This window comes from Amnibacterium kyonggiense (assembly GCF_004364555.1).
In the GTDB taxonomy this organism is placed as follows: domain Bacteria; phylum Actinomycetota; class Actinomycetes; order Actinomycetales; family Microbacteriaceae; genus Amnibacterium; species Amnibacterium kyonggiense.
The window spans coordinates 183,398-207,678 of the sequence record NZ_SOAM01000004.1 but is presented as its reverse complement, the minus strand read 5'-3'; the positions used below and the strand labels follow the sequence as shown (position 1 = coordinate 207,678).

General features: G+C 69.4%; 20 protein-coding genes. 6 read left to right on the top strand and 14 right to left on the bottom strand.

The genetic code is table 11. The features are described 5' to 3' along the window. The first annotated feature begins 156 nt into the window (after positions 1 to 156). Positions 157 to 2,748 (top strand): fibronectin type III domain-containing protein, encoded by a 2,592-nt coding sequence (locus CLV52_RS17220; protein WP_133767635.1) that lies wholly within the window; start codon positions 157 to 159, stop codon positions 2,746 to 2,748. A gap of 74 nt (positions 2,749 to 2,822) precedes the next feature. On the opposite strand, the gene CLV52_RS17215 is transcribed toward CLV52_RS17220, so the two are convergent. Beyond that, entirely contained in the window at positions 2,823 to 3,815 is a 993-nt protein-coding gene (locus tag CLV52_RS17215) for a hypothetical protein (RefSeq protein WP_133767634.1), read from the bottom strand. A 181-nt stretch (positions 3,816 to 3,996) separates the two neighbouring features. Next, positions 3,997 to 5,409 carry a bifunctional cytidylyltransferase/SDR family oxidoreductase gene (locus CLV52_RS17210; RefSeq protein ID WP_133767633.1) on the bottom strand — a complete coding sequence of 471 codons (1,413 nt, stop codon included), beginning with the start codon at positions 5,407 to 5,409 and terminating at the stop codon, positions 3,997 to 3,999. Positions 5,410 to 5,530: 121 nt separating this feature from the next. Between CLV52_RS17210 and CLV52_RS17205 the strand changes: the two genes are divergently transcribed. Then, the gene (locus tag CLV52_RS17205) at positions 5,531 to 7,489 is read left to right on the top strand and encodes a glycosyltransferase (RefSeq protein ID WP_133767632.1); all 1,959 of its coding nucleotides are present in this window, start codon (positions 5,531 to 5,533) and stop codon (positions 7,487 to 7,489) included. Positions 7,490 to 7,570: 81 nt separating this feature from the next. Here the strand turns inward: CLV52_RS17205 and CLV52_RS17200 are convergent, their stop codons facing one another. Then, positions 7,571 to 7,990: a type II toxin-antitoxin system death-on-curing family toxin gene (locus tag CLV52_RS17200; RefSeq protein ID WP_133767631.1), complete on the bottom strand. Its 420-nt coding sequence runs from the start codon at positions 7,988 to 7,990 to the stop codon at positions 7,571 to 7,573. A gap of 106 nt (positions 7,991 to 8,096) precedes the next feature. On the opposite strand from CLV52_RS17200, the gene CLV52_RS17195 reads away from it, so the two are divergent. Continuing rightward, on the top strand, positions 8,097 to 8,525 hold the full coding sequence (locus CLV52_RS17195) for a DUF6630 family protein (RefSeq protein ID WP_133767630.1): 429 nt from the start codon (positions 8,097 to 8,099) through the stop codon (positions 8,523 to 8,525). Here CLV52_RS17195 and CLV52_RS17190 read toward each other — a convergent pair whose 3' ends face one another. After that, entirely contained in the window at positions 8,526 to 8,732 is a 207-nt protein-coding gene (locus tag CLV52_RS17190; protein ID WP_133767629.1) for a CopG family transcriptional regulator, read from the bottom strand. A 202-nt stretch (positions 8,733 to 8,934) separates the two neighbouring features. On the opposite strand from CLV52_RS17190, the gene CLV52_RS17185 reads away from it, so the two are divergent. After that, positions 8,935 to 10,935 carry a fibronectin type III domain-containing protein gene (locus tag CLV52_RS17185; RefSeq protein ID WP_133767628.1) on the top strand — a complete coding sequence of 667 codons (2,001 nt, stop codon included), beginning with the start codon at positions 8,935 to 8,937 and terminating at the stop codon, positions 10,933 to 10,935. Between the two features lie 62 nt (positions 10,936 to 10,997). On the opposite strand, the gene CLV52_RS17180 is transcribed toward CLV52_RS17185, so the two are convergent. The 5 genes from CLV52_RS17180 to rfbA form a co-directional block, all read right to left on the bottom strand. Next, positions 10,998 to 12,542 carry a right-handed parallel beta-helix repeat-containing protein gene (locus CLV52_RS17180; RefSeq protein WP_133767627.1) on the bottom strand — a complete coding sequence of 515 codons (1,545 nt, stop codon included), beginning with the start codon at positions 12,540 to 12,542 and terminating at the stop codon, positions 10,998 to 11,000. Positions 12,543 to 12,568: 26 nt separating this feature from the next. Continuing rightward, positions 12,569 to 14,095, bottom strand: a complete 1,527-nt coding sequence (locus tag CLV52_RS17175; RefSeq protein WP_133767626.1) for a right-handed parallel beta-helix repeat-containing protein — start codon at positions 14,093 to 14,095, stop codon at positions 12,569 to 12,571. Between the two features lie 181 nt (positions 14,096 to 14,276). Continuing rightward, positions 14,277 to 15,671: a sugar nucleotide-binding protein gene (locus CLV52_RS17170; protein WP_133767625.1), complete on the bottom strand. Its 1,395-nt coding sequence runs from the start codon at positions 15,669 to 15,671 to the stop codon at positions 14,277 to 14,279. Next, on the bottom strand, positions 15,671 to 16,669 hold the full coding sequence (rfbB, locus tag CLV52_RS17165; protein WP_133767624.1) for a dTDP-glucose 4,6-dehydratase: 999 nt from the start codon (positions 16,667 to 16,669) through the stop codon (positions 15,671 to 15,673). The genes CLV52_RS17170 and rfbB overlap by 1 nt, the downstream gene beginning before the upstream one ends. Next, entirely contained in the window at positions 16,666 to 17,541 is an 876-nt protein-coding gene (rfbA, locus tag CLV52_RS17160) for a glucose-1-phosphate thymidylyltransferase RfbA (RefSeq protein WP_133767623.1), read from the bottom strand. Before rfbA ends, rfbB begins: the two co-directional genes overlap by 4 nt. Before the next feature lie 181 nt (positions 17,542 to 17,722). Between rfbA and CLV52_RS17155 the strand changes: the two genes are divergently transcribed. Both CLV52_RS17155 and CLV52_RS17150 read left to right on the top strand, forming a co-directional pair. Next, a complete protein-coding gene (locus tag CLV52_RS17155; RefSeq protein WP_133767622.1) occupies positions 17,723 to 19,267 on the top strand; it encodes an ArnT family glycosyltransferase in 1,545 nt (514 codons plus the stop codon). 145 nt (positions 19,268 to 19,412) lie between these two features. Next, on the top strand, positions 19,413 to 19,787 hold the full coding sequence (locus CLV52_RS17150; RefSeq protein ID WP_162850927.1) for a GtrA family protein: 375 nt from the start codon (positions 19,413 to 19,415) through the stop codon (positions 19,785 to 19,787). A 4-nt stretch (positions 19,788 to 19,791) separates the two neighbouring features. Here CLV52_RS17150 and CLV52_RS17145 read toward each other — a convergent pair whose 3' ends face one another. From CLV52_RS17145 to CLV52_RS17125, 5 genes are read right to left on the bottom strand one after another with little or no spacing between them, the layout of a single operon-like run. Continuing rightward, positions 19,792 to 20,607 (bottom strand): sugar phosphate isomerase/epimerase family protein, encoded by an 816-nt coding sequence (locus CLV52_RS17145; RefSeq protein ID WP_162850926.1) that lies wholly within the window; start codon positions 20,605 to 20,607, stop codon positions 19,792 to 19,794. After that, positions 20,604 to 21,380, bottom strand: coding sequence for an NAD-dependent epimerase/dehydratase family protein (locus tag CLV52_RS17140; protein WP_133767619.1), 777 nt, complete (start codon positions 21,378 to 21,380; stop codon positions 20,604 to 20,606). Before CLV52_RS17140 ends, CLV52_RS17145 begins: the two co-directional genes overlap by 4 nt. Then, positions 21,377 to 22,183, bottom strand: a complete 807-nt coding sequence (locus CLV52_RS17135) for a glycosyltransferase family 2 protein (RefSeq protein WP_133767618.1) — start codon at positions 22,181 to 22,183, stop codon at positions 21,377 to 21,379. Before CLV52_RS17135 ends, CLV52_RS17140 begins: the two co-directional genes overlap by 4 nt. Then, entirely contained in the window at positions 22,167 to 23,156 is a 990-nt protein-coding gene (locus CLV52_RS17130) for a glycosyltransferase (RefSeq protein ID WP_133767617.1), read from the bottom strand. Before CLV52_RS17130 ends, CLV52_RS17135 begins: the two co-directional genes overlap by 17 nt. Further along, the gene (locus CLV52_RS17125) at positions 23,146 to 24,252 is read right to left on the bottom strand and encodes an FAD-dependent oxidoreductase (protein ID WP_133767616.1); all 1,107 of its coding nucleotides are present in this window, start codon (positions 24,250 to 24,252) and stop codon (positions 23,146 to 23,148) included. Before CLV52_RS17125 ends, CLV52_RS17130 begins: the two co-directional genes overlap by 11 nt. Positions 24,253 to 24,281: the final 29 nt, after the last annotated feature.

Here is a 24,281-nt window from a genome sequence, read left to right as displayed (position 1 = left end):
GGTGCTGCGGTGTCATCCACCCCGCCGAACCGGCGGTCGCGGCGCGCCGCCGCGCCGCCGACGCGCAGGTCCCGCACCATTTCGACACGACGCCGGGGCCCGTGTTCTTAGGTCCGCGTCCCTCGCCATCCACTGCCGCTCCGACGGAGGACCTCCGTGCGCCCAGCCCGCCGCCCCGCCCTGATCACCGCGGTGGTCGTCGCCCTGCTCGGCGGCGGTCTGGTGACCGCGCCGGCCGAAGCGGCGCCGATCACCGCACCCGCGGTCGCGGCGCCGAGCCGTCTCGCGGTGCAGACGCGCTCCGAAGCGATCGACCTGACCTGGCGCGCCTCGACGACCGCCGCGGTGACCGCGTACAGCGTGCGGTACCGCGCCAAGGGCGCGTCGGGCTGGTCCGCCGCCCGCACGACGGCCGCGAGCCCGTTCCGGCTCGCGCCGCTGCTGAACGGCACCCGCTACGAGCTGCAGGTGCGCGCGGAGACCGCGACCGCCTCCAGCGCCTGGTCCGCCGCGGTCACCGGCGTCCCGGGGCGGGTCGCGGGCCCGGTCGCCGACCTCGAGGTGCTGCGCGTGGCGTCGAACGACGCGGTCGCGCGCTGGGACCGGCCGGCCGACACCGGCGGCCGCACCATCACCCGCTACGACCTCCGCGTCCGCTCCTCCGCAAGCGCGGCGTGGCACGGCGCCCGCTCCGTCACCGCGACGACCGCGTCACTCCGCGGATTCCGCCCGTCCTCGCAGCTCGAGGTCCGCGCCGTGAGCAGCCGCGGCGCCGGCGCCTGGAGCGCACCGACGTCCCCGATCGTGACCCGCTCCGCCGTCGCCGCACCGACGGCGTTCTCGGCGAAGGCGGTGCGCGGCGGCGTCGCGCTGAGCTGGTCGGCGAGCACGACGTCGGGTACGACCGCGTACGTGGTCCGGAGCCGGAAGGTCGGCTCGACCGCGTGGGCGGCGCAGGTCGTGACGGGCAGGAGCGTCGTCGTCACCGGCCTCGCAGCCGGGAAGTCCTCCCGCTTCGCCGTCGCCGCCCGCACTGCGGCAGGGATCGGTCGATTCTCCGCCACCGCCACGGCGGCACCCGATCGCGTCCCCGTCGCGTCGCCCCGCTCGCCGCGCGCGACGGCCGGCGACGCGTCCGTCGTGCTCGCCTGGTCGAAGCCCGCCGCGGGCCGCGTGAAGACCTACCAGTGGGAGTACCGCGCCGTCGGCACCGCGCGCTGGCACCGCTCGACCCGGACGAGCCGCACCACCGCGACGGTCCGCGGCCTGAAGAACGGGGTCGCCTACGTCTTCGCCGTCCGCGCGTCCGGTGCGCACAGCGGTCCGTGGTCGGCGACCGTGCGCGCGACGCCGGTCGCGCGCCCCGCCGCGCCGACCGCGGTGACGGCGGAGCTCCGCTCGGCGACGAGCGCCCTCGACCTGACCTGGGCCGCCCCGAGGACCGGCCCGACCCCGACGGCCTGGGACGTCCGGTACCGCGGCGCGAACGCGACCGGCTGGACCACCGTCACCACGGCCGCCGCCGCCCCGGCCACGACGCTCGCCGGCCTGCCCGCGGGTGCGGCGTACCGGATCCAGGTGCGCGGCCGCACCGCGGTCGGCGGCGGCGCCTGGTCCGCGCCGGCGAGCGCCTACGTCCCGGTCTTCTCCCTGCCGGTCGTCGACCTCGCGACCTCCGCGCCGATCACGAACACGGACGACTACGTCGCCTCGACGGTGAGCATCGCGTCGAAGACCGATCCGACGCAGGACTTCACCGGCACGGCCGGGATCAAGGGGCACGGCAACAGCACGTGGCCGCTGCCGAAGAAGCCGTACAAGATCAAGCTCGACGCGAAGGCCGGGCTGCTCGGCATGGCGACGAACAAGCACTGGGTGCTCCTCGCGGACTACAAGGACCGCACCCACCTGCGGAACGACGTCGCCCTGTACCTCGGCAAGCAGACGAGCATGGCGTGGACGCCGGACTCGCGGTTCGTCGAGCTCGTGCTGAACGGGCGGTACGAGGGCCTGTACGAGCTGGCCGAGCAGGTGCGCGTCGACGCGGACCGCGTGAACATCGACGCGCTGAGCAGCAAGGACACCAGCGCGACGAAGATCACGGGCGGCTACCTGCTCGAGCGCGACGGCAACCGCGACCTCGCGACGGAGGTCGGCTTCGACACGACGCACGGCGAGCCGATCACGGTCAAGGACCCGGAGACGCCGACCGCGGCGCAGCTCCAGTACATCCAGCAGTACGTCGACGACTTCGAGACGGCGCTGTACTCCGGCGGCGACTACCGCCAGTACATCGACCTCGACTCGTTCGTGGACTGGTACATCGTCGAGGAGCTCGTGGAGAACTCCGACGCGTGGTTCTCCAGCGCCTTCTTCACCAAGCCGCGCGGCGGCAAGCTGACGATGGGCCCGCTGTGGGACTTCGACCTGTCGACGATGGACTACGGCGTGACGAAGGGGAAGTCGACGAGCTGGTACGTCAGGAACCTCGGGTGGTGGGCGCAGCTCGCGAAGGACCCGGTGTTCGAGCAGCGGGTCGCGGAGCGGTGGCAGGTGCTCAAGCCGAAGTTCGACACCGTGTGGACCCGGATCGCGACGCAGCGCGCGGCGATCGCGACCGCCGCGGCCCAGGACGGGCAGCTCTGGGGCTACACGACCCACGACGCGCACGTGACCGCGATGTCGACCTTCCTCCGTACCCGCGAGGCGTGGCTGAACCAGCAGTGGACGGCGCCGGCGACCCGCTGATCCTCCTGCTCCGCCGCTGAGCGGCTGTCCCGCCTGCCCGCGCGGGCGGGATTGCCGCTCAGGGGCGGAGGCCGTCAGCGGAGGGCCCGCGGGCGCGCGATCCGCGCCGTCGCCGCCCAGTCGGCGAGGGTCGGCCGGTGCTGCGGGGGCCGCAGCCCGACCTTCGCGAGGATCGGCCGCAGCCGGCTCGGATCCTTCGCGTCCCAGTACCCGTAGCGGGCGAGCCCGCGGAGGCCGGCCCGCATGCGGTCCTCCCGACGCTTCTCCTGCACGAGCGCCATCCCGGTGCCGTCGACGGCCATCCTCGGGTCCAGGTACTTCGCGAGTCCGTCGACCTCCGCGCCGATGCGCGACCGCCGGTCGTAGCTGTCCGCGATCCCCGCGAGGCCCTGCTCGTCCCAGACCTCGTGCTGCAGCTCCGGCGGCTCGAACCCGAGGCGGAACATGCTGACGTAGCTCGCCGATTCCGCGGCGCTCTCCGCGCCCGGATGCGCGATCGCGACGACGTCCGCGATGCGCCCGGAGGCGCGGCGCGGGCCGGCGAGGTCGACCGCGGCCTCCAGGAGATCGCGCGGCACGCCCCGGTGCAGCGCCGCGTCCGCCGTGACGACCCCGCCGAGGAAGGGCGAGCCGCCCGCGACGTCGACGACCGTCCGGGGGACGGAGGTGACGAGGAGGCCGCCCAGCATGCGGACCTCCTCCCGCTGGACCGGGAACGCGTGGGTCAGGACGCCGTCGAGCCCTCGCCGGCGCGGATCGGTGGTCGTGACGTGGACCCGGTCGAGCTGGGCGTCCATGGTCGGGAGACCGGCGAGCACCGCCGCCGTCCAGTGCGAGAACAGCGGGCGCCACGGCGCGACCGCGTCGAGTGCCCGGGCCCGGACGACGTGCCGGGCGAGGTCGCGCTCGACCCCGGTGCCCGCGTCCCAGTCGGCGGTGGCGACGTACACGCCCTGGCGGACGCGGATGAGCAGACCGCGCTCGCAATCGCGCGCGATGCTCCGGCGCTCCGCGGCGGTGTGCGATGCGCCGCGCACGACGATCAGCGGCGTGGTCCACGGGTCCATCCGGCGACCTTGCCGCGGATCGAGCCGCCGCACCGGACCCAGGCCTGTGGAGGAGCGACGCCGAGGGGGCGCCGCGGCCCCCGGCCGGTGCGCTCGCCACCGACCTCCGCCCCTGAGCGGCTATCCCGCCTGCCGAAGCGGGCGGAACAGCCGCTGAGCGGCGGAGCAGCGTGCGACCGCGTCAGGCGGGCTGCGGTGCGACGTCCCGTCGGCGGACGTCGACGATCTGCCCGGTGATGGGGGAGAGGAGCGTGTCGATCGAGGCCATCGCGACGGTCTCGGCGGCGAGCAGCGTGCCCGCCGGCTCGTCACCGAACGCCTTCGTCCGCATCGGCGTGCTCGTCCGCTCCGGATTGATGCAGTTGACCCGCACGCCGGCCTCGGTCCACTCCTCGCTCAGCGACTGCGTGAGGTTCACCGTCGCGGCCTTCGTCGCGGAGTACATGCCGTAGTTCGCCCGGCCCCGCGTGTAGGAGGACGAGGTGAAGTAGAGCAGCTGCCCGTGCGTCTCCTTGAGGTGCGGGAGCGCCTCCTGGGCGATGATGATCGGCCCGAGCAGGTTGACCTGGATGGTCTTCTTCACCGCCTCGTGGCTGAAGGTCTCCAGGCCGCCCATCTCGAGGATCCCCGCGGAGTTCACGACGTAGTCGATGCGCCCGGTCGCGGCCTTCGCCTCGTCGAGCGCCGCGCGGACGCGCTTGCGCTTCCGGATGTCGGTGGCCGTGGACGAGCGGGAGAACGAGAACACCGAGGCGCCGAACCGCTGCGCGGCGTCCGCGATCGCGGCGCCGATGCCCTCGCTGCCGCCGAACACGACGACCGTCTTGCCGGTGAGGGCCGCCTCGCGCTCGGCCGTGGACATCCCCTCGGCCTCCGCGGTCTTCAGCTGGAAGAGCTTGTCGGCGATGAACACGTCGATCGACTCGGTGATTTTCATATTCTCGTCCGAGCCGGCGACGACCGCGATCGGCACGTCCGGCGTGTACTTCAGCACCACCGTGCAGTCGTCGGTCGCGACGAAGTTGCGGTCCTTGCCCGCCCGCTCGTACGCCTTGCGGATCGCGGAGTTGAGGAACGCCTGCGGCGTCTGACCGCGCCGGAGGAGCGCGCGCGGCGGCACGTCGACGAGCACGTTCGTCTCCGTGTTGATCTGGATGATCGTGTCCGCGGACGGGATCGCGACGTCGACGGCGCCGTAGTGGTCGAGCGCATCGACGCAGTCCTGCAGGATCCGCTCGTCGACGAACGGCCGCACCGCGTCGTGGAAGAGGACCTTGCACTCCTCATCGCCGAGCTGCTCGAGCGCGAGGCGGGTCGTGTCGTTGCGGGTCGCGCCGCCGGGGTGGACGCCGGTGAGCTTCGGGTAGCGGCCGGAGGCGATGAGCTCCTCGACGGCCGACATGTGGTTCGGCTCCATCATCACGAAGATCTCGTCGATGCACTTCGCGGCGTCGACGGCGGCGATCGTGTGCTCGATGATCGGCTTCCCGGCGATGCGCGCGAGCTGCTTCGGCATGCCGAGCCCCGCCCGTACCCCGACGCCGCCCGCCAGGATCACGGCGACCGTCCGCAAGCGCTGCTCCGTCGTAGGCATGGTGAGGATCGTAACCGGGGGCTCCTCCGCGGCAGGGGACCCCGGCGGCCCGCCCCGGTTTCTCGGGGCATCCCCCCGGTGACGGATAGCCTGGACCGTCATCCCGACATGAGGAGGTGCCGTGGAGCCGCTGGTGTCGGTCATCATCGCCGCGTACAAGCCCGGCGACGCGTTCCAGCGGGTCATGGACTCCCTGGACGCGCAGACCCTGCCGCAGGAGCGATTCGAGACGATCGTCGTCGACGACGGCTCGCCCGACGACACCTACGAGCGGATGCAGGCGCTCGCCGCGACCCGGCCGAACATGCGCGTCAAGCGCATCGAGAACTCCGGGTGGGGGAGCCGCCCGCGCAACGTCGGCACCGACCTCGCCCGCGGCGAGTACGTCATGTTCATGGACCACGACGACTCGCTCTTCCCCGACGGGCTGCGGGCCGCGGTCGAGTTCGCGAAGGCGAACCGCTCCGACGTCGTGAGCCCGAAGGAGTCGCGGACGAACGACCCGTGGTGGGCGATGCAGGCGCTGCGGAACGGCGACGTCGGCAACATCCTCCCGGGCGGCGACATCGACCTGCTGCGGCCGATGGTGCCCCACAAGCTCTACCGCCGCGAGTTCCTGAACGAGCACGGCATCCGCTTCCCGGAGGGGCGCCGCATCCTCTGGGAGGACAACTACCAGAACATCGCCGTGTTCCGGCACGCGAAGGTGGTCTCGCTGCTCGCCAGCGCGCCCGTCTACCTCTGGATCGCGTCCGACACGAACAACTCCCGTACGTACGGGCCGATGTCCCCGGAGTTCTGGGACCGGCTCGACGACCTCGTCGCCTACATCGACGCGACGCTCGACACCGAGGAGTTCGCGGCCGCGCGCAAGTCGGCCCTGCTGCACGAGCATCGCTGGCGCCTGCTGCACCGCCTGACCAAGTCGACCGTCGCGAACCAGGACGGCCCGAAGCTCGAGCAGGCGTACGACCGGGCGAACCGCATCCAGGAGCGCTACCTGCCGGTCGAGTGGGACGCGGACCTCGGCGTCTTCGACCGCATCCGCGCGACGCTGATCCGCGCCCGCCGGACCGACCTCGTGCGCCAGCAGGACGCGGTCGCCACCGCGATCTCGGTCCGGTCCGAGGCGCGCGACGTCCGCTGGGACGGTGCGGTGCTGCGCTTCCACGTCGAGGCGCGGCTGATGGAGGCGGGGAAGCCGATCGCGTTCCGCGAGGAGGGCGGCCGGCTGTTCCGCGTCATGTCCCCGGAGGCCGCCGAGGTCGTCCCGCAGGCCCTGCTCGACGTCACGGACGACATCGACCGCTTCGACGTCGCGTTCGCCCTGCGCGGGCGCCACGACCCGATCACCTGGACCTTCCCCGCCGACCTGACCGTGCGGCGGGAGCCGAACGGCGACGGGACGGTCGGAATGGTCGTCGAGGGGGAGGCGTCGATCGACCTGGCCACCGCGCAGGCGGGCAATCCGCTCCAGCCCGGCGTGTGGGACGTCACCGCACAGAGCCGCTGGGGCGGCCTCAGCCGCCGGAGCGCGCCGCGCTCCTCCGGATCGACCGGCGCCCTCACCGGGTCGGGCGCCGCGATCGCCTACACGACGCAGAAGGGCGCGCTCGCGCTCGACACCGCCCAGCGCCTGCGGAGCATCCTGAACGAGGGCCCCCTGCTGGTCGACGCCGCGCTCGGCGGGAAGGGGCAGGCGTTCTCGCTGGCCCTGCCGAAGCTGACCGTCGTCGCGCCGACGACGGTCCGGTTCGAGCTGCTCGCCGTCGCCGCGGACGGCACGGAGTTCCGCTTCCCGGCGACCGTCGTCGGCGACGACCGCGGGGCGCGGCTCGAGTCGGCGATCCGCCTCGAGCCCGGCACGTACACGCTGCGCGCGCTCGCGGAGGGGCAACCGACCTCCGTCGCCCTCCCGCGGAGACTGACGGTACGCCGAGACGGCCGTGCGCAGCTGCACCGGCCGGTCACGACCGCGGTGAAGGCGTCATTGCCCGCGCGGGTGGCGAAGCGGGCGCGGCGGACAGCGCTCGACGCGGCGAAGCGCCTTCGCGCCCGGTGGCGGTCGCGGAAGCAGTAGTCGTCCCGGGCGCGCCCGCCCCCGCCCCGCTGGTTGAGCCGGGCGCCCCAGCGCCCGTGTCGGAGCCGCCCCGGGCCGGACTCAGCCCTGCGCGGGCCCGATCCGCGTGTGCAGCCGGTGGGCGAGCTCGTTCGTGGCGAGATAGCCCTGCTGCACCTCGCGGAGCAGCGAGAAGATCTCGTTGTCGCTGAACTGCACCGTCTTGCCGTTCAGCTCGAGGAAGACGTTCGTGGCGAGCCAGGCGAGCCGCTTGTTGCCGTCGAAGAGGGCGTTACTGCGGGCGAGGCTCTCCATGAACGCCGCCGCCTTCATGGCGAGCGGCGTGTAGACGTCCATCCCGCGGTACTTCAGCGCGGGCCGGTCGACCGCGCCGATGAGCAGCCCGAGGTCGCGGACCGCCTCACGCAGCGGAGCCTCGCTGAACATCTCGACGATCTGGACGACGTCGTCGATGGACAGGTACTCCGTCTGCGCGGTTGCGGACGCGTACGGATCGGACACACGACTCCAGACGGACCGGCGCGAGGGCGCGGCGGGCGGGGGACGTCCCCCGGCCGGGGGACGCTGGTCCAGGTTAGCGATCGGGCGCGTGCGGCAGGATCGGAGGATGGATCGGTCGGGGGACTGGCGGCGGCTCTGCGCGCTGCTCGACGACGACGAGGCGGTGCGACAGGCGGTCGACGAGGCGCTCGAATCGGGCGACGACCCCTGGGAGGCGCTGCTCGACGGCCTCGACGAGGCCGGTGCGCTCGCATTCCTCCGGTCCGACGACACCGGGATGGAGCTCTCCGACGCCCTCGCGCAGCTGCCGCGGGTCTTCGCGGTCCAGCCGGATCTCGATGAGGTGACGGACACGGACGATCTCGGCGAGGCGACCGCCGCGGCGGATCGGATCCTCGCGCGCTCCGACCTCCGCATCGTGCGGCTCGTCGAGGAGGACGACGCCTGGCCGGTCCTCGTCGTGCTCGCGGACAACGCCGGCGAGATCGGGTCGCTCGTGAGCGACCTCGGTCAGCAAGCCGTCATCGGCGGCTGATCAGGCCTCTGCGAGGCGCTGCATCAGGCCGCCGTACTGGGCGAGCAGGCGGCTCGTCGTCCGCTGCACGAACTCGGCGTGGTCGCGCTTCGGCGCGGCCAGGTCGATCGCCTGCGCCGCGGCCTGGTTCTTGCTCATGCGGAACTGCCGAGCCAGGCGGGCGAGGGTCTCGTCCTCGGTGGGGCTGAGGCGGAGCGTCATGGCCATGGGTTCAACTTAGAGTTGAGGTCGAAGGTCTGGAGCGAGCTGGTGCGGCGTTTCCTTGTACCCAAATCGGGGGACAATCGCGCCCTCTTCGACGGTTCCAGTGCCCCGGAGCCTTTCTTCGAGCGCTGCACTGCCTTAGCCTGACCGCACCCGAACGGCTTACCCGAGCCGCTTTCTTGCTCTACCCAAGCGAGGCCTGCCCATGGGGTTCCCCCGACCTCTGTTCCGTGCTGCGATCGCGGCTCTTTCCGTCTCGACGCTCGCCGCGTCCGGACTCGTCTTCTCCGCTGCGGCTTCAGCGGATCCGGCGAATCCGACGCCGGTGTCCTCGACGGCTCTCCCCACAGCACAGGTGAACGGTGTCGTGTGGACGCAGGTCGTCTCGAACGGCATCGACTACGTGGGCGGTTCGTTCAACCAGTCGCAGCCTGCCGGCGCGGCGGCCGGCGTGGCCGTCACACCCCGCTCGAACCTCTTCGCATTCGATGTGGCGACGGGCGATGCCGTGCAGGGCTTCTCGGCGGTGACGAACGCGCAGGTCCGCGGCATGGCCGCATCGCCTGACGGTTCGAGGATCTACATCGTCGGCAACTTCACGACCGTGAACGGGCAGCCCAGGAACCACGTCGCGGCAATCGACCGAAGTGGCGCCCTGGTCCCGGGGTTCGCGCCGGATGTCAACGGCACCGTCTTGTCCGTCGCTGCGCGCGGCAACGCCGTGTACTTTGGCGGCCTGTTCACCTCGGTCAACGGAGCCGCGCGATCGCGGGCCGCGGCAGTGGACACCTCCGGGGGGCTGCTCGGCTTCGCACCCGCTGTCGCTGACGGCACGGTGCGGGCGGTCGCGATGTCGCCTGATGGCACCAAGGTGCTTCTGGGCGGCAGCTTCGCGACCGTTGAGGGGGTCGCGTCCCCCGGCATGGCAGCGGTGAGCTCAGCGACCGGCGCTCGGATGAACTGGTTGGCCACGACTGTCGTGTATGACAGCGGGGACTCGTCCGCCATCTACAGCCTCGCGAGCCGCGGGTCGGTGGTCTATGCGACCGGGTACAACTACAAGGGCTCCGGCAACCTCGAGGGAGCCGTCGCGATGAATTGGGCGGACGGGTCGGTCAAGTGGGTCGAGGACTGCCACGGCGACTCGTACTCATCGGTTCCCTTCAATGACGCGCTCTACGTGGTGAGCCATGCACACGACTGCGGCAATGTCGTCGGTGGCTGGAGCAGCCCGGGTACGCCGACGCAGTGGCGTCGGGCGCAGGCGTTCTCGCAGTCCGCTACCGGCGTCGTGCTGCACAGCTCGGAGACCGGCTACGCCGACTTCGGTGGTCAGCCTTCTCCGACTCTCGTGGCGGGCTGGAGCCCCAGCATCAACACGGGCACCTACACGGGCTCGGATCAGGGGGCCTGGAGCGCGACAGCCGGTTCCAGCTTCCTGGTCCTCGGCGGTGAGTTCACGATGGTGAACGGCCAGCGTCAGACCGGGCTCGTTCGCTTCCAGGGAGCGCCTGAAGCGCCCGACGGCGGTCTCGCATCGCCGACGCCGGCTCCGACTCCGACTCCGACTCCTTCCTCGCCGTCGCAGGGGGCTCCCGCTCCGAACGAGTCGTCGCCGCAGCGTGTAGCGCTCCCCGATGCCGTCGCGCTCGGCGCCACGTCGATCGCGGTGAAGTGGAGCGCCCCGAAGGCGGCCTCCCACGACAAGGTGACCTCCTACGTCGTCAAGACCTACAAGGGCGATCGACTCGTGAAGACGGCGGTCATCGCCGGGTCGAAGCGTCTCGCCGTCATCGGCGGTCTCAAGAAGTCGACGGTCTATCGAGTCGGCGTCGCGGCGCGGAACGCCCACGGCACGGGCGCGTCCTCGAAGCTCGACAGCGTCAAGACGAGAGCGAAGGGCAAGACCGTCTCGGCGACGAAGAAGCCGTCGAAGGTGCAGAAGCCTTCTGTCTCCGTGGGTTCTGCGCGTCTCCGGGTGAAGTGGTCCGGCGCATCGACAAGCGGTGCTCTGGCGGTGCAGAAGTATCAGGTGCAGGTTGTGCTGCACGGACGGACCGTGAAGACGGTGACCGTCGCCGCGGGACAGCGCGTCGAGCTGCTCAAGGGCCTCAAGCGGCACACCGCGTACACGGTGTCCGTTCGGGCGGCGAACTGGGCGGGCTGGGGCTCGTGGTCGACGGCGAGGAGCGTTCGAACGAAGTGATCGACGCGGAAGGGCCGGACGGAGTTGAATCCGCCCGGCCCTTCCGCGTTCTGCTCTTGAGATCAGCCCACGGCACCGCGCGGCGGGTGCTTCGGGTCGATGCGCCGTCCGAAGAAGTCGCGGGTGACGTCGGCCGGGATGGCGACGCCTCGCTGCGGCTTCTTCCCCTTCTGCAGCCTGTACCCGTTCAGCGACGCGAAGCCGATGCCGCCCGAGCCCGGCTTGCGCAGATGCGGGTCCTTCCGGCTGGTGCTCCTGTCATGAGGCCGGCCGGCGCCGTGTACGCCGATGATCGTGTTGGCGGCGGTCGTCACCGCGGGGGTGTTCCACTGCCACCAGCCGCCGCGGTAGGTCGAGTAGTTGAAGTAGACGTTGTTCTTGAAGGCGACGGTGCCGCCGCCAGGGCCCTTGTCCACGTTGAACGCTCGCACGACCTTGGTCTGCTTGAGCTGCTTCCCGACGAAGACGGTGTTGTTGTAGATCGACGTGCCGTCGGCCGGGACGTTGCCGATGAAGGTGAACGCGCCCTTGTCGTTGTTCTCGAAGATGTTGAAGCGGACCGTCGCCGAGCGGGAGCCGCAGAAGAGGATGCCGCCGCCCGTGTTGTCGTGGGCGTAGTTGTACTCGAACACGACGTCGTGCGTGTCCTGATCGCTGTCGAACGCTTCGCCGTCACCTCCGCGCCAGTGCGTGCCGTACACCTCGTTGTGATCGATCCGGATGTGCGAGCTCCGCGCCGGCCAGATGCCGGCGTTCGCCGTGAGCGGCGTGATCGATCCGCACAGCGGGCACGGCCACTCGTCCGCCGCGTTCGCGACGACGTTGTGGTCGATGCGGGAGTGCTGTGCACCGAACACAACGATCCCGTCGCCGCGCGCCCAGCTCACCCGGTTGCCCGTGATGCGCACGCCCTCGTTGAACGTGGTCGGGAACTCCCAGTTCATGACGGCGATGCCGGACCTGCCGACCCGGTCGACCCGGTTGTCCCGGATCACGAGGCCCGGGAAGGAGTCGCCCTGGACGCCGCCGGACGAGACGGTGATCCCGCCCCACTCCCGAGAGCTGCCGAACTTCTCGTTCGGCGAGCTCGCCACGTCCTCGACCTCGAGGCGCTGGATGATGACGCCTCGGATCTCGCCGCCGTCCTGGTTCCAGACCGAGACGCCGGACCGGTACACCTGGGTGGACCGACCACCGCGGGTGTTCGTGACCCTCAGGTCCTGGATGATCCAGTAGGGCTGGTTCCGCAGCTGCACGGCGCCGGTGTAGTTCGGGGTCCCGTCGCCGGACACCGTGGGCTTCGCTCCGCGCGTGCCGTAGGCGCCGAGCGTGATGGGCGCGCCCGGGGCGCCGCTGCCCGACGGGTGCAGCTGGCCGTGGCAGGTCGTTCCGCGGCGGAGGGAGATCGTGTCGCCCGGTGCGAAGTCCCCGTGGTCGTGGATCTGCGCGAGCCGGTTCCACGGCTGCGCGACGGTTCCGGTGCCGGCCGTCTTCGCCGAGCAGTCGACGTAGTACTTCGTCGGTGCGGCCTCGGCGGCGGCCGGTACCAGCACGGCCGCGACGAGGGCGGCCGTGCTGGCGGCGATCAGGGCGGCTCTGAGTCTCATGAGGAGCTGGGGCGGTCGCCGGGAGGTCAGCCCGCGGCGCCGCGCGGCGGCTTCTTCGCGTCGATCTTCTTGCCGAAGAAGTCGACCTTCGCGGACGCCGGGATGGCGATGCCTCGGGGCATCTTGGACGGGTACCTCGGCTTGTAGCCGCCGAGGCTGGAGAACGACGTCGCGCCGACACCGGGGTTCTTGAGCTTGGGGTCCGTGCGGCTCGTACCGGCGCCCTTGGGCTCACCGCGACCGTGCACGCCGACGATGGTGTTGGAGCGGGCCCAGACCTTCGTGGGGAACGTCCAGTAGGCGCTGCCGTAGTTGTAGACGAGGTTGTTGTAGAACTTGATGCCGCTGCCGTGCAGGCCGTTGAACGTCCGGACGTTGCCGGCGTTCACCGACTTCGCGGCGTACATCGTGTTGTTGTAGACGCTCGAGTCCTTCGCGGGCACCGTGCCGATGAACGCGATCGCCGACTTCTTGTTGTTCTCGAAGATGTTGAACCGCACGGTCGACGACTTGGAGCCGCAGAAGAGGACGCCGCCGCCGTCGTTGTCGTGGACCCAGTTGTACTGGACGATGATTCGCTCGGCCATGATGTCGAGGTCGATGCCTTCGCCGTCCCCGTGGCCGACGTGCGTGCCGTAGACGTTGTTCTTCTCGATCACGGAGTCGCTGCTCCACGTCGGCCAGATGCCGGCGTTCGCGCCCATCCCTCGGGCCTTCATGCACTGCGGGCATGGCCACATGTTCGAGTTGTTCTTCACGGTGTTGTGGTCGATCGACGCGTTCCGCGCGCCCCGCATGATGATGCCGTCGCCTCGGGACTTCGACACGGTGTTCCCGGCGATGCGAAGACCGAGGTCGAGGCCGTTCGGGTACTCGCGGTTCGAGGTCACGATGCCGGTCCGCCCGACGCCGCTCACGACGTTGTTCATGATGCGGAGGCCGGTGAAGCCGTCGCCCCCGCCGCGGCGGACGGTGTGCACCGAGATGCCGCCCCAGTCCCGCGCGTCGTGCCCGTTCTGGTAGTACAGCTTGCTCGTCACGTTATCGACGGTGAGCCGCTGCAGCGTCATGCCGAAGAGGTAGCCGCCGTTGTCGTTCAGGAGGAGCACCCCGGAGCGGAACGCCGTCGTCGCCGCCGCCTTGCTCCGATTCGTCACATGCAGGTCCTGAATCGTCCAGTACGCCTGGTTCTTGAGCGTGATGGTCGCGGTCTCCATGCCGGTCCCGCCGCCGGCGATGGTCGGCTTCGCTCCCGACCCGTAGGAACCGATCGTGATCGGGGCCCCCGCTGCACCCGACCCCTTCGGGGTCAGCTTCCCGGTGCAGGTCGTGCCCTTCTTGAATCGGATCACGTCGCCCGCGCTGAATCGACCGTGCGTGTTGACGGCCCAGAGCGAGGCCCAGGGCGACGTCGCGGTTCCGAAGCCGTTCTTCTTCGCGGCACAGTTGACGTAGTACGTCGTCCCTGTGACGACGGCACCGGTGTCCGCCGGCGCGGCGACGGCCGGGGCAGCTGAGCCGCCGATCAGAGCGGCCGTGACTGCGGCGATCAAGGCGGTCGTGCGGAGGCGGATGATGATGTCTCCCGAGGTCGATCTGGCCGGGTGGGCGCGCAGCAGCCTGCTGGACGCGCATCGAATGCAGGCTCGGACGCGCCGCGCACTCCGAATCGTTCATCGTCGGCCACCGCGCGCCGTGGCGCATCACCCCGTTCGGGGCGGGAGAGGAGGTCGCTCAGCCGAGGTAGGCGGCGAGTCCCTCGGTCCACGTCGTCGTTCGGAATCCGACCGCACGGGTCTTCGAGAGGTCGAGCGTCGACCGCATCGGACGCGGAGCGATCCCGGACCGGCCGGCGAAGTACTCGTCCGTGGTGACCCCGCGGATCCGATCCGGGTCCGCACCGACCAGCGCGAACACGGCGCGAGCGATGTCGGCCCACGACCCCTCGTCGCCGTCGCCGGACAGGTTGTACGTCCCGGCTGATGCACCGACACGCAGCAGGTGCGCGATGCCGGCGGCGATCTCGTCGGCGAACGTCAGGCGCCCGATCTGGTCGTCGACCACCGCCGGATCGATCCCGCGATCGGCGAGCGATGCCATCGTCCGGACGAAGTTGTTCCCGTCGCCGATGACCCAGCTCGTGCGCACGATGTAGTGCTGCGGCACGGTGGCGACGAGGGCGTCGCCGGCGGCCTTCGTCTGCCCGTACACTCCGAGGGGGGAGAACGGCTCGTCCTCGTCGTGCACCTCGACGGTCCCGTCGAAGACGTAGTCGCTCGAGACGTGCACGAGCGTGATCCCGTTGGCGGCGGCCACCTGCGCCATCAGGCCGACCGCGGTCACGTTGACGGCCCAGGCGTCGCGCCGGCCCTGCGGGGTCTCCGCCTGGTCCACGGCGGTGTAGGCCGCAGCGTTGACGATGACGCCGTAGTCCTTCCAGTGCTTGGAGCCCCATGCAGTGGGGTCCGTCACGTCGAAGTCCGCCCGCGTCGTGAACTCCGCGCCGGGAAACACCGTGCGGAGCGCCCGCCCGAGCTGCCCGTTGCCGCCGAGCACCAGCGTCTTCCGTGGCCTCATCGGCACCACATCCGCGAGGCGCGGGTGAGCGAGGTCCTTGGCGGAGATCTCGACCTGGTCGAGGGGGATCGGCCACTCGATGGCGGCCGTCTCGTCGGCGAGGTTGAGGAACGTGTACTCGGCGTCGGGCGACCAGTGATCGTTGACGAGGTACGTGTACGCCGTGTCGGGCTCGAGCGTCTGGTAGCTGTTGCCGACGCCGCGCGGCACGAGGATCGCCCGGGAGGGGTCGAGCTCGGCGGTGAAGGCCGCGCCGAAGGTCGGCCCTTCGCGGAGGTCGACCCAGGCGCCGAAGATCCGGCCCGTCGCGACGGACACGTACTTGTCCCACGGCTCGGCATGGATGCCGCGCGTCGTGCCGACCGCGTCGTTGAAGGAGATGTTGTTCTGCACCGGACCGAGGTCGGGCAGCCCGAGCGCGAGCAACTTCTCCCGCTGCCAGTTCTCCTTGAACCAGCCCCGGTTGTCGCCCGGCACCGGCAGGTCGACCAGGACCAGGCCCGGGATAGTCGTCTCGGTGACGGCCAGCTTCTTGTCGTGGTCGATCGACATCAGGCCTGGCCCTGCTCCTGGTACCGGGCCTCCGTTGCGGCCTTCTGCGGACGCCACCAGGCTTGGTGGTCGCGGTACCAGGCGATCGTGTCCTCGAGACCGGCGCGGAAGTCCTGGAACGCGGGCCGCCAGCCGAGCTCGGTGCGGAGCTTGGTCGAGTCGATCGCGTAGCGGAGGTCGTGCCCGGCGCGGTCGGTGACGTGGTCGTATGCGTCCCGCGGCTGGCCGAGCAGCTCGAGGATGGTCTCGACGACGGTCTTGTTGTCCTGCTCGCCGTCTGCGCCGATGAGGTAGGTCTCACCGATCACGCCCTTGTCGAGGATAGTGAGGACGGCGCTCGAGTGGTCGTTCGCGTGGATCCAGTCCCGGACGTTCTGGCCGGCGCCGTAGAGCTTGGGGCGGACGCCATCGAGGACGTTGGTGATCTGGCGGGGGATGAACTTCTCGACGTGCTGGTACGGGCCGTAGTTGTTCGAGCAGTTCGAGATCGTCGCCTGCAGACCGAAGGAGCGAACCCAGGCGCGGACGAGGAGATCGGAGCCGGCCTTGGTCGAGCTGTACGGCGAGGACGGGTTGTACGGGGTCTGCTCGGTGAAGCGGTTCGGATCGTCGAGCTCGAGGTCGCCGTATACCTCGTCGGTCGAGATGTGGTGGAACCGGGTCCCGTGCTTCCGGGCGGCCTCGATCAGCGTGTAGGTGCCGATGATGTTGGTGTCGAGGAACGGGCGAGGGTCGTGCAGCGAGTTGTCGTTGTGCGACTCCGCCGCGTAGTGCACGACGGCGTCCGCGTCGCCGACGAGCACGTCGACGAGGGCGGCGTCGGTGATGTCGCCGACAACGAGCTCGAAGCGGTCTGCGGGCAGCCCGTCGAGGGACGCGCGGTTGCCGGCGTAGGTGAGCTTGTCGAGCACGACGACCGAGTGGTCGGTGGTGTCGAGGACGTGGTGGACGAAGTTCGAGCCGATGAACCCGGCGCCGCCGGTGACGAGCAGCTTCATGCCTGCTTGCCCCTTTCGAGGAGGTCGAGGAGGTACTGGCCGTACCCGGACTTGGTGAGCCTCTCTGCCCGGACGCGGAGGCCCTCGTCGTCGAGGAACCCGAGGCGCCAGGCGACCTCCTCGGGGGAACCGATCTTGAGCCCCTGCCGGTGCTCGATCGTGCGGACGTACTCGCCGGCGTCGTGGAGCGAGTCGTGGGTGCCGGTGTCGAGCCATGCGGTTCCGCGGCGGAGGACCTCGACCTGGAGCTTCCCGGCCTCGAGGTAGGCCTTGTTCACGTCGGTGATCTCGTACTCACCGCGGGCGGAGGGCGCGAGGTCGCGGGCGATGGCCTTCACGTCGTTGTCGTAGAAGTAGAGGCCGGGCACGGCGAAGTTCGACTTCGGAACCTTCGGCTTCTCCTCGAGGGAGATCGCCTTGCCGTCCGCGTCGAACTCGACGACGCCGTAGGCGGAGGGCTCGGCGACCCAGTAGGCGAAGATCGCGCCGCCGTCGAGGCCGTTGTAGCGGCGTAGCTGGGTACCGAGGCCGTCGCCGTAGAAGATGTTGTCGCCGAGGACCAGGGCGACGGAGTCGTCGCCGATGAAGTCCGCACCGATCACGAACGCCTGGGCGAGCCCGTTCGGTTCCGCCTGCACGGCCCAGCTGATGCTGATGCCGAACTGCGACCCGTCGCCCAGCAGCCGTTGGAACTGGTCCGCGTCGTGGGGGGTCGTAATAATGAGGACGTCGTCGATCCCCGCCAGCATCAGCGTCGACAGCGGGTAGTAGATCATCGGCTTGTCATAGACGGGGACGAGCTGCTTCGAGATCCCGAGGGTGATCGGATGCAGACGGGTACCGGAACCCCCGGCCAGGATGATGCCACGCACCAGCCCAACTATCCCGGAATTCGTGACTCGGCGCTCATGGAGGGGGTCTTCAGGTACCGGGCCCGGGCGGAAAGCCGGACATGGACGCGAGACCCGCGCGACGAAAACGGGTGCACGGGCGCGATTGGTCGTGGCGTGGCGTCCGGCCCCTGTTCTAGGGGGGACCTACCATCGCTGAGCCATGGCGACCGAACTCCCGATGCCTCGACTTGAGCGCTCGTCGTCGCCAGTGCGCTGGGCGCAAGTTCTACGCCGGCATCCACTGTTGTGGCAGGGCGCGATCATCGTGCTCGCAATCGCCTTGACGGCGTACTACACGCTCAGCGCGGACCGCGATTTCTGGTACGACGAGGCGATGCTCGTCCAGGCCGTGCGCATGGATGGATGGCTCGCGCCGTGGCAGCCCCTCAGCCATTTCGAGCAGTCCAGTCCTTGGGGCGTCTACCTGATTCAGAAGCTTCTGCTGCAGGTGCTCGGATTTCAGCCGGACCTCCTCAGGCTCCCCGGGCTGATCGCATACGCCATCGGTGGGATCGCGACCTGGCTCGCCTCGCGGACTTTGCTCGGGGAAGTCCCTGGACTGCTCGGCGGCGTCTGGGCTCTGGCCAGTCTGGATGCCGTGCAGATTTCGGGCGACTTCAAGCATTACGTCTTCGAGTTCTGCGTCACCGGCGTACTGCTGTGGCTCACTGCCCGGGCGGCTCAGTCGCATGCTCGGAGGGATGATGTGTTGCTGCTCGTCGCGGCGATCCTGTCCATCCCGTTCAGCAACACGGTCGTCCTAGTCACTCCGGGTCTCGCGCTTCTCCTTGTTGCTGCCCGCGGGGGGTCGCGGTGGATCTCGACGATGGTCGGCGGCGTCTGCTTCCTCATTGCGTACGGGATCTGGTATCTGATCTCGATCCGGCCGGCCTCGGCGTTTCAAACCGCGTACCCGACGTACCGGGAGACGAGCACGACCGATCTTTACGCCTCCATTGTGCAATCCGTCGCGCAGCCAGACGCGAACTACATCGTCTCGCTCACGACGCTCGCGCTCGTGGGCGCAGGCGTATCGATCTTCTGGAGACGGGCGACGTTCCTCCCCGCTGTCCCTGCGATCTGCGCGGTCATCGGTGGGTGGTTGGGCGTGTGGACGGGAATCGTGCCGATCTCGGCGGACAGGCACATGCTCTTCATAGTGCCAATGGTCGCGCTCGCCGCCGCAGCCGCCGTTCGAGCCATCACCGATGTGATGAGAGCAGCCGTTCCTCCTCCGCGCCGGCATGCGCGTCTCGCCGCTGCGACCATCGGATCGGTCCTCGCGCTTGGAGCGACCGTCACGATCGCTCCGCACGCCGGTGTCATGCGCCAGCAAGCCGGCCAGGCCGTCGCGCAGTACGCGGGCACGTGCCCGACGTTCTACGTCGACTGGTGGACACAGCCTTCCACTCAGCTGTATGCCGAAGCGGACGGGATCCCGGATCGAGTCCATGGTGCGGTCGATACACGCTCCGGTATGGGGCGTGCTTCCTGGGCCTACCGGGTGATCGACGAACCCGCTCGCTACCAGGCGGCGCTCGTCGATTACGTCGGCGCTCATCCCGATACCTGCGTGCTCACCGGGGGCCGTGAAGACGAGAACGCACTCGTTCTGCAGCCGCTGGCCGCTGCGGGGCTCCCTTGTCGGCAGATCGGGGTCGTTCCGGGGATCCAGATCAACCGGTGCGGCAAGGAGAACGAGTGACGTTCTCAGATTCACCACCCGCGCGCCGCGTGTTCTTGTTGCGGCCGCGGCGAGGCCGAATATCGTCGATGAGCCGCGTAGCTGCGCGGATGGACCAGGGAGACGCATGACATCGGACGCGCTGCCCGTCTCGAGGGCTCCTCGCATGCCGACCGCCCTGCGCAGGTTCGCAACATTCTTCCTCGGATCGCTCGCTGGTCTGACCGTCGACCTCGGAGGCTTCGCGGCACTCGTCGCGCTCGGGGTATCCCCTGCGCTGTCGAATCTGTGCAGCTCCTTCGCGTCGATCTCCCTGGTCTACCTGCTCGTGACACGATTGACCTTCGGAGTCGGCGCGTCGCCGAAGACGTACGTCCTGTTCGTCGCTTGGTACACGACCTCGATCCTCACGTTCTCGGCGCTCATCGGCGCACTGACGAGCTGGACCGATGGGCCGCCGATTCTCTGCAAGCTGGCCACCGTTCCGGTGTCGTTCGCAGCCAACTACCTTTTCAGCCGTTTCCTCTTCCGCAAGAGGTGATGGGTCACAGGTACGCGTGTCGAGCGAGGTGAATGGCGTCTCGAACTCGCTGCTCGTTCGTGTCTGAATCGCTCGACCGCATCTCGATCGAGATGAAGCCGGAGTAGCCGGTTGCCCGAAGAGCCCGAGAAGCTCCGGCGTGATCGACTACCTCGGTCTCGAGCATGCCCAGCTCCGGTGCGCTCGCATGGAAGTGTTGGATCCTCGTACCGGCTGCATGCACTGAAGCCTCGATGTTCTCGCCGGCAAGCGTCGAACCAGCGGCGTCGAGGTGCAGCCCGAATCCGGCATGGTCCACGGCGTCTACGAGTTGGATGCCCTCGTCGGTCGTGACGACGAAGTTGCACCCGTAGGCGACCGGGTTGGGTTCGATGCACAACACGGCGCCGACGGCATAGGCGAGCGATCCAGCCCTGCGAAAGAAGTCGGTGGCCGCCGCGAGATCTTGTGACCGCGCGGGCGCACCAGGCAGCAGGCGATTCCGAGGAGAGCCGAAGACCAGCTTCTCGGCTCCCAGGTGTCCCGACAGCGTGATGATCTTCGCCAGGTAGTCCAGGAGTTGATCGCGGTCGGCGTCCGAACCGAACAGGCGGAGGTCGGGCTGCCCGAACAGGAGCGACTGCATTGAGACGATCTCGATGCCGCGCGATTCGAATGCCTTGCGAATCGAGCGGGCCTCGGCGGCCGAGATGGAGGTGGGATCCGGCGCCAGTCGCGTCGGAGCGACCTCGATCGCGTCGACCCCTTCGTCGGCGAGTGCCGCAAGGACGCGATCGTCGTCCTCCGCCTGCCAGGCGATGTTCGAGACGGCGAGTCTCACGCCGCGACCTCGACCGATCGGACGAAGGAGCGCATCTCGGCGATGGTCGTGGCGCGGTCGTAGAGGTACGGACCGGACCCGCCGAGGGCGGACGCGTGTCGGGTTCGGACGTCGTAGCGCACGACGGGCGACGACTGCGCGGGCAGCGGCTCGCGACCGAAGACCTCCTGCACCACGTCGGCCGTGGTGATCGGCTCGACGGCGAGGTTGAGGATCCGGAGGTCGGCTCGTTCTGCCCGCGCGACGTCGGCGGCGATGCGATCGAGGTTGTAGTACTGGAAGGCGCTCGCGGGCTGCAGCGCCCCGAGCCGGTTGCGGTGGAGCAGATCGAACACGACGTTCTTCTTGAGGCCGGGACCGAACAGGCCGGGGAGTCTGAGGATCGTGACGTGCTCGTGGGCGGTCGCCGCTGTGCGCTCGAGCCGCAGTCGGTGGGCCCCGTACGCGTGCAGGTCGCGCTCATCGATCTCGGACTCCTCGTCGACGTCCCTCGGGTCGTCGTAGACGTCGACCGTGGAGATGAGGGTGAGACGCTCGCAGGTGAACGAGCGGACAAGATCCTCCAGCTCGGCGACGTGAGCCGAGTCCGCGGCCGGGTCGGCGTTCGCGCGCCACTTCTCGGCTCGAGCGGCGCTGAACACGACGTCACCGAAGTGCCGGCCGCGCATCGTTCCGCTGTCCCGAGAGCTGAAGCGGTGTCCGAACTCCCGTTGGCGCGCAAGATTGCCGCCGACGAACCCGGTCCAGCCCACGAGCGCGTCGTCGTTCGTCACGATGCGCTCCGGTAGCGACCGGTGACCGCGCGGGCGAGGACGCCCAACACGTGCGCGTTGCCGCGGACGGGACTGATCTTCGTCGGGACCTTGCCGCGCGGGTACGCGCGGACGACGGGCGTCTCCGCCGTTCGGAAGCGCTCGTCTCGAGAGCTCTCGATCGCCAGGTGGTAGTGGAGCTCGTACGTCGAGAAGACGTCGCGGAACGGGGCGATGCGATCGTCGGCCAGCAGCCGTGCACTGTACGCGCGGAACCCGTTGGTGGTGTCCGTGTGCCGCTCTCGCGCGGCCAGGCTGATGAGCGGAGCGTGGAGCAGGCGTACGCCGATCAGGCGCGACAGCGGGGTGTTGATCGCTCGGCCCCCCGGGATGAAGCGAGAGCCCTGGACATGATCGACACCGTCGTCCAGGAGCCGGAGGAACTCCGGGATCGCGTCGAACCCGTCCTTGCCGTTCCCATCGATGGTGACAACGCCGTCGTACCCCTGCTCCAGGGCCCAGGAGAACGCCATCCGCATCTGCGCGCTGAGCTTGCCCGGTCCGCGCTTCGTCAGCAGTGCGCGGACGCGCCACTCCTCGAGGGAGGGCAGATCGAGCGACCCGTCCGTGCTGCCGCCGTCCGCGACGACGACGTCGACCTGCGCCGCGAGGTCGGACATGCCCGCGAGCTGGCGGCGGACCTTCTCGCCCTCGTTGATGACGAACACGAGGACGCAGTACCTCGACGACCGCGGCGCGAGCTCCGTCACGTCGTGCGCCGGCACGGACCGCTCGGGCGTCATCGGCTCATGCAGCTGCGACATTGAGGCGCTCCCGTTCCGTGATGAGCGTCTCGCTCTCGAGCTCCTCGGTGATGACGTAACCGGGCTCCCGTCGGCTCTCGCTGAGGATGCGTCCGATGTATTCCGCCTGGACCGCGAGGACGGTGCAGATGATGAAGAACATCGCCGAGAGCTGCAGGGAGGTGGTGGGCCATCCCTGGGTCACGTGCGTCGACACCAGCGTGACGACGATCACGTAGAGCGCGTAGAGGAGGTTCAGCAGGCCTGCGACGACACCGACGAGCGTGACGACTCGGAGCGGGTGGGTCGAGTAGCTGCTCACCATCTCGATCGCATCGGTAAGGCGAGGACGCGGTTTGATACGTCGCGCCTGCGGGTTGTCGAGGTCGTACCGGTACGACGTGACCCGGTATCCGATGTAGCGGATGAGGTGCCGGAGGTACCGGTGGGTCCGTCGAGCCGCGCCGAGGGAGTTCGCCGCACTTCGCGTGAGGCCGGTCAGGTAGGTCGACCGCGCGGGGATGTCCACGTCCAGGAACCGGCGGTTGTACCAGTAGAACGTGCGACGACCCGCGCGAGCGAACGGGCCACCGCCGAGCGGCCCGCGGCTCTCGCCCTGGACCACGTCGTGCCCGTCCCTGAGGAGGTCGAGCACGTCGAGCACGTGCTCCTGGCGGTCGTACGCGATGGCGGAGATCACGACGAAGTCGCCGATGGCCGCCTCCAGGCCGGCGAAGACGGCGGTGTCGATGCTTGATCGCCGAGCGAGTCGGAGGACGCGGAAGCACGGCTCCTCGGCCAGCAGGTCCCGGAGCGCGATCATCGTGTCCACCGAGAGCCCGTTGTCGACCACGACGATCTCGTAGTTCCGGTACCGCGTCATCACTGCACGGCCGAGCTCTCGAAGGCGTGCTGCAGGATCGAGCATCCCCTCGTCGATGATGGCGATCACCGAGGCGAAGGCATCCGTCCGTTCGCTGTCGTCATGCGGCATGTTGATGCTCCAGTTCGAGGAGGACGTCGTAGATGTTGTCGAGCTTCCCGCCCATCACGCACGTGTAGCCCGGGATGCCGTGGTCGGGGCGGTACAGGATCGGGCGGCTGTCGTCGCCCGAGGACCGTGCGAGGACCGTCTTTGCCTCGTAGAGCGAATCACGATGCTCCATCCGGCGCGCTCCGGGGAAGTACCGGACGACGTCGGCCTTCATGCTCGAGAACCGCGAATGCCCCTGCAGGCGGCGGATGAGGTCGTAGGGGTCTCGGGTCTCGCCGGCCGCTCGCTCCGACCATCTGTGGTGCGGCGTGTACCGCACGTGCGACAACGAGTGGAGCCCACGGGACGGGAACGGCATGAGCGAGAAGAACGGGCCGTCCATGACGGTGAACGCGGCGCCCTCGAGCTCGTCGGGCAGCTCGACCAGCGCGAGTTCGGTCAGCTCGTGCTGCAGTCCGATCACGGGCAGGTCGGACGCCTCGAGCAGGACGTTCGTTCCCGAGTAGAGGGCGCTCACGACGCGAGGTGCGCGGAACGTTATCCCCGGGGCGTGCACCTCGATCGTCCCATGCCGCCCCTCGACGCGCTCGACCCGCACGCCGACCTCGATGTCGATCCCGCCGATGCACTCGATGCGCTCGAGCAGCAGTCGGCGCAGGATCCGACTGTCGAAAGCCGGCTCCTGCACGAGGAAGAGCTCCTCGATGCGGCTCGAGTCGAACAGTGAGCTGATCGCAGCAGGCGCCGGACCGACTTTCGAGCCGATCCTTCGGCAGAAGAGTTCGAACTGCCGCGCGCTGGTCTTGGACAGTGTTCGGGCGATGCCGTAGTAATGCGGGAAGTCGGAGACGACCGCGTCGCGGTACTCCTCGACGAAGCGGGGGAAGTTGACCTGCGAGCGATAGCCGGTCAGCAGACTGCGCGGGTAGTGATAGCCGTTGTGCACCCGAGCCTGATTGGTGTAAGAAGCCCGACCCATGAGCTCCTGCGCGGCCTCGAGCACGAGCACGGATCGCGACCCGCATCGCTCTCGGAGGTGCATCGCGACACGGAGGCCGTAGAAGCCTCCGCCGATCACGATCGCGTCGTAGCTCACCGGCGTTCTCCATGCTCAGTCGGCCGCGC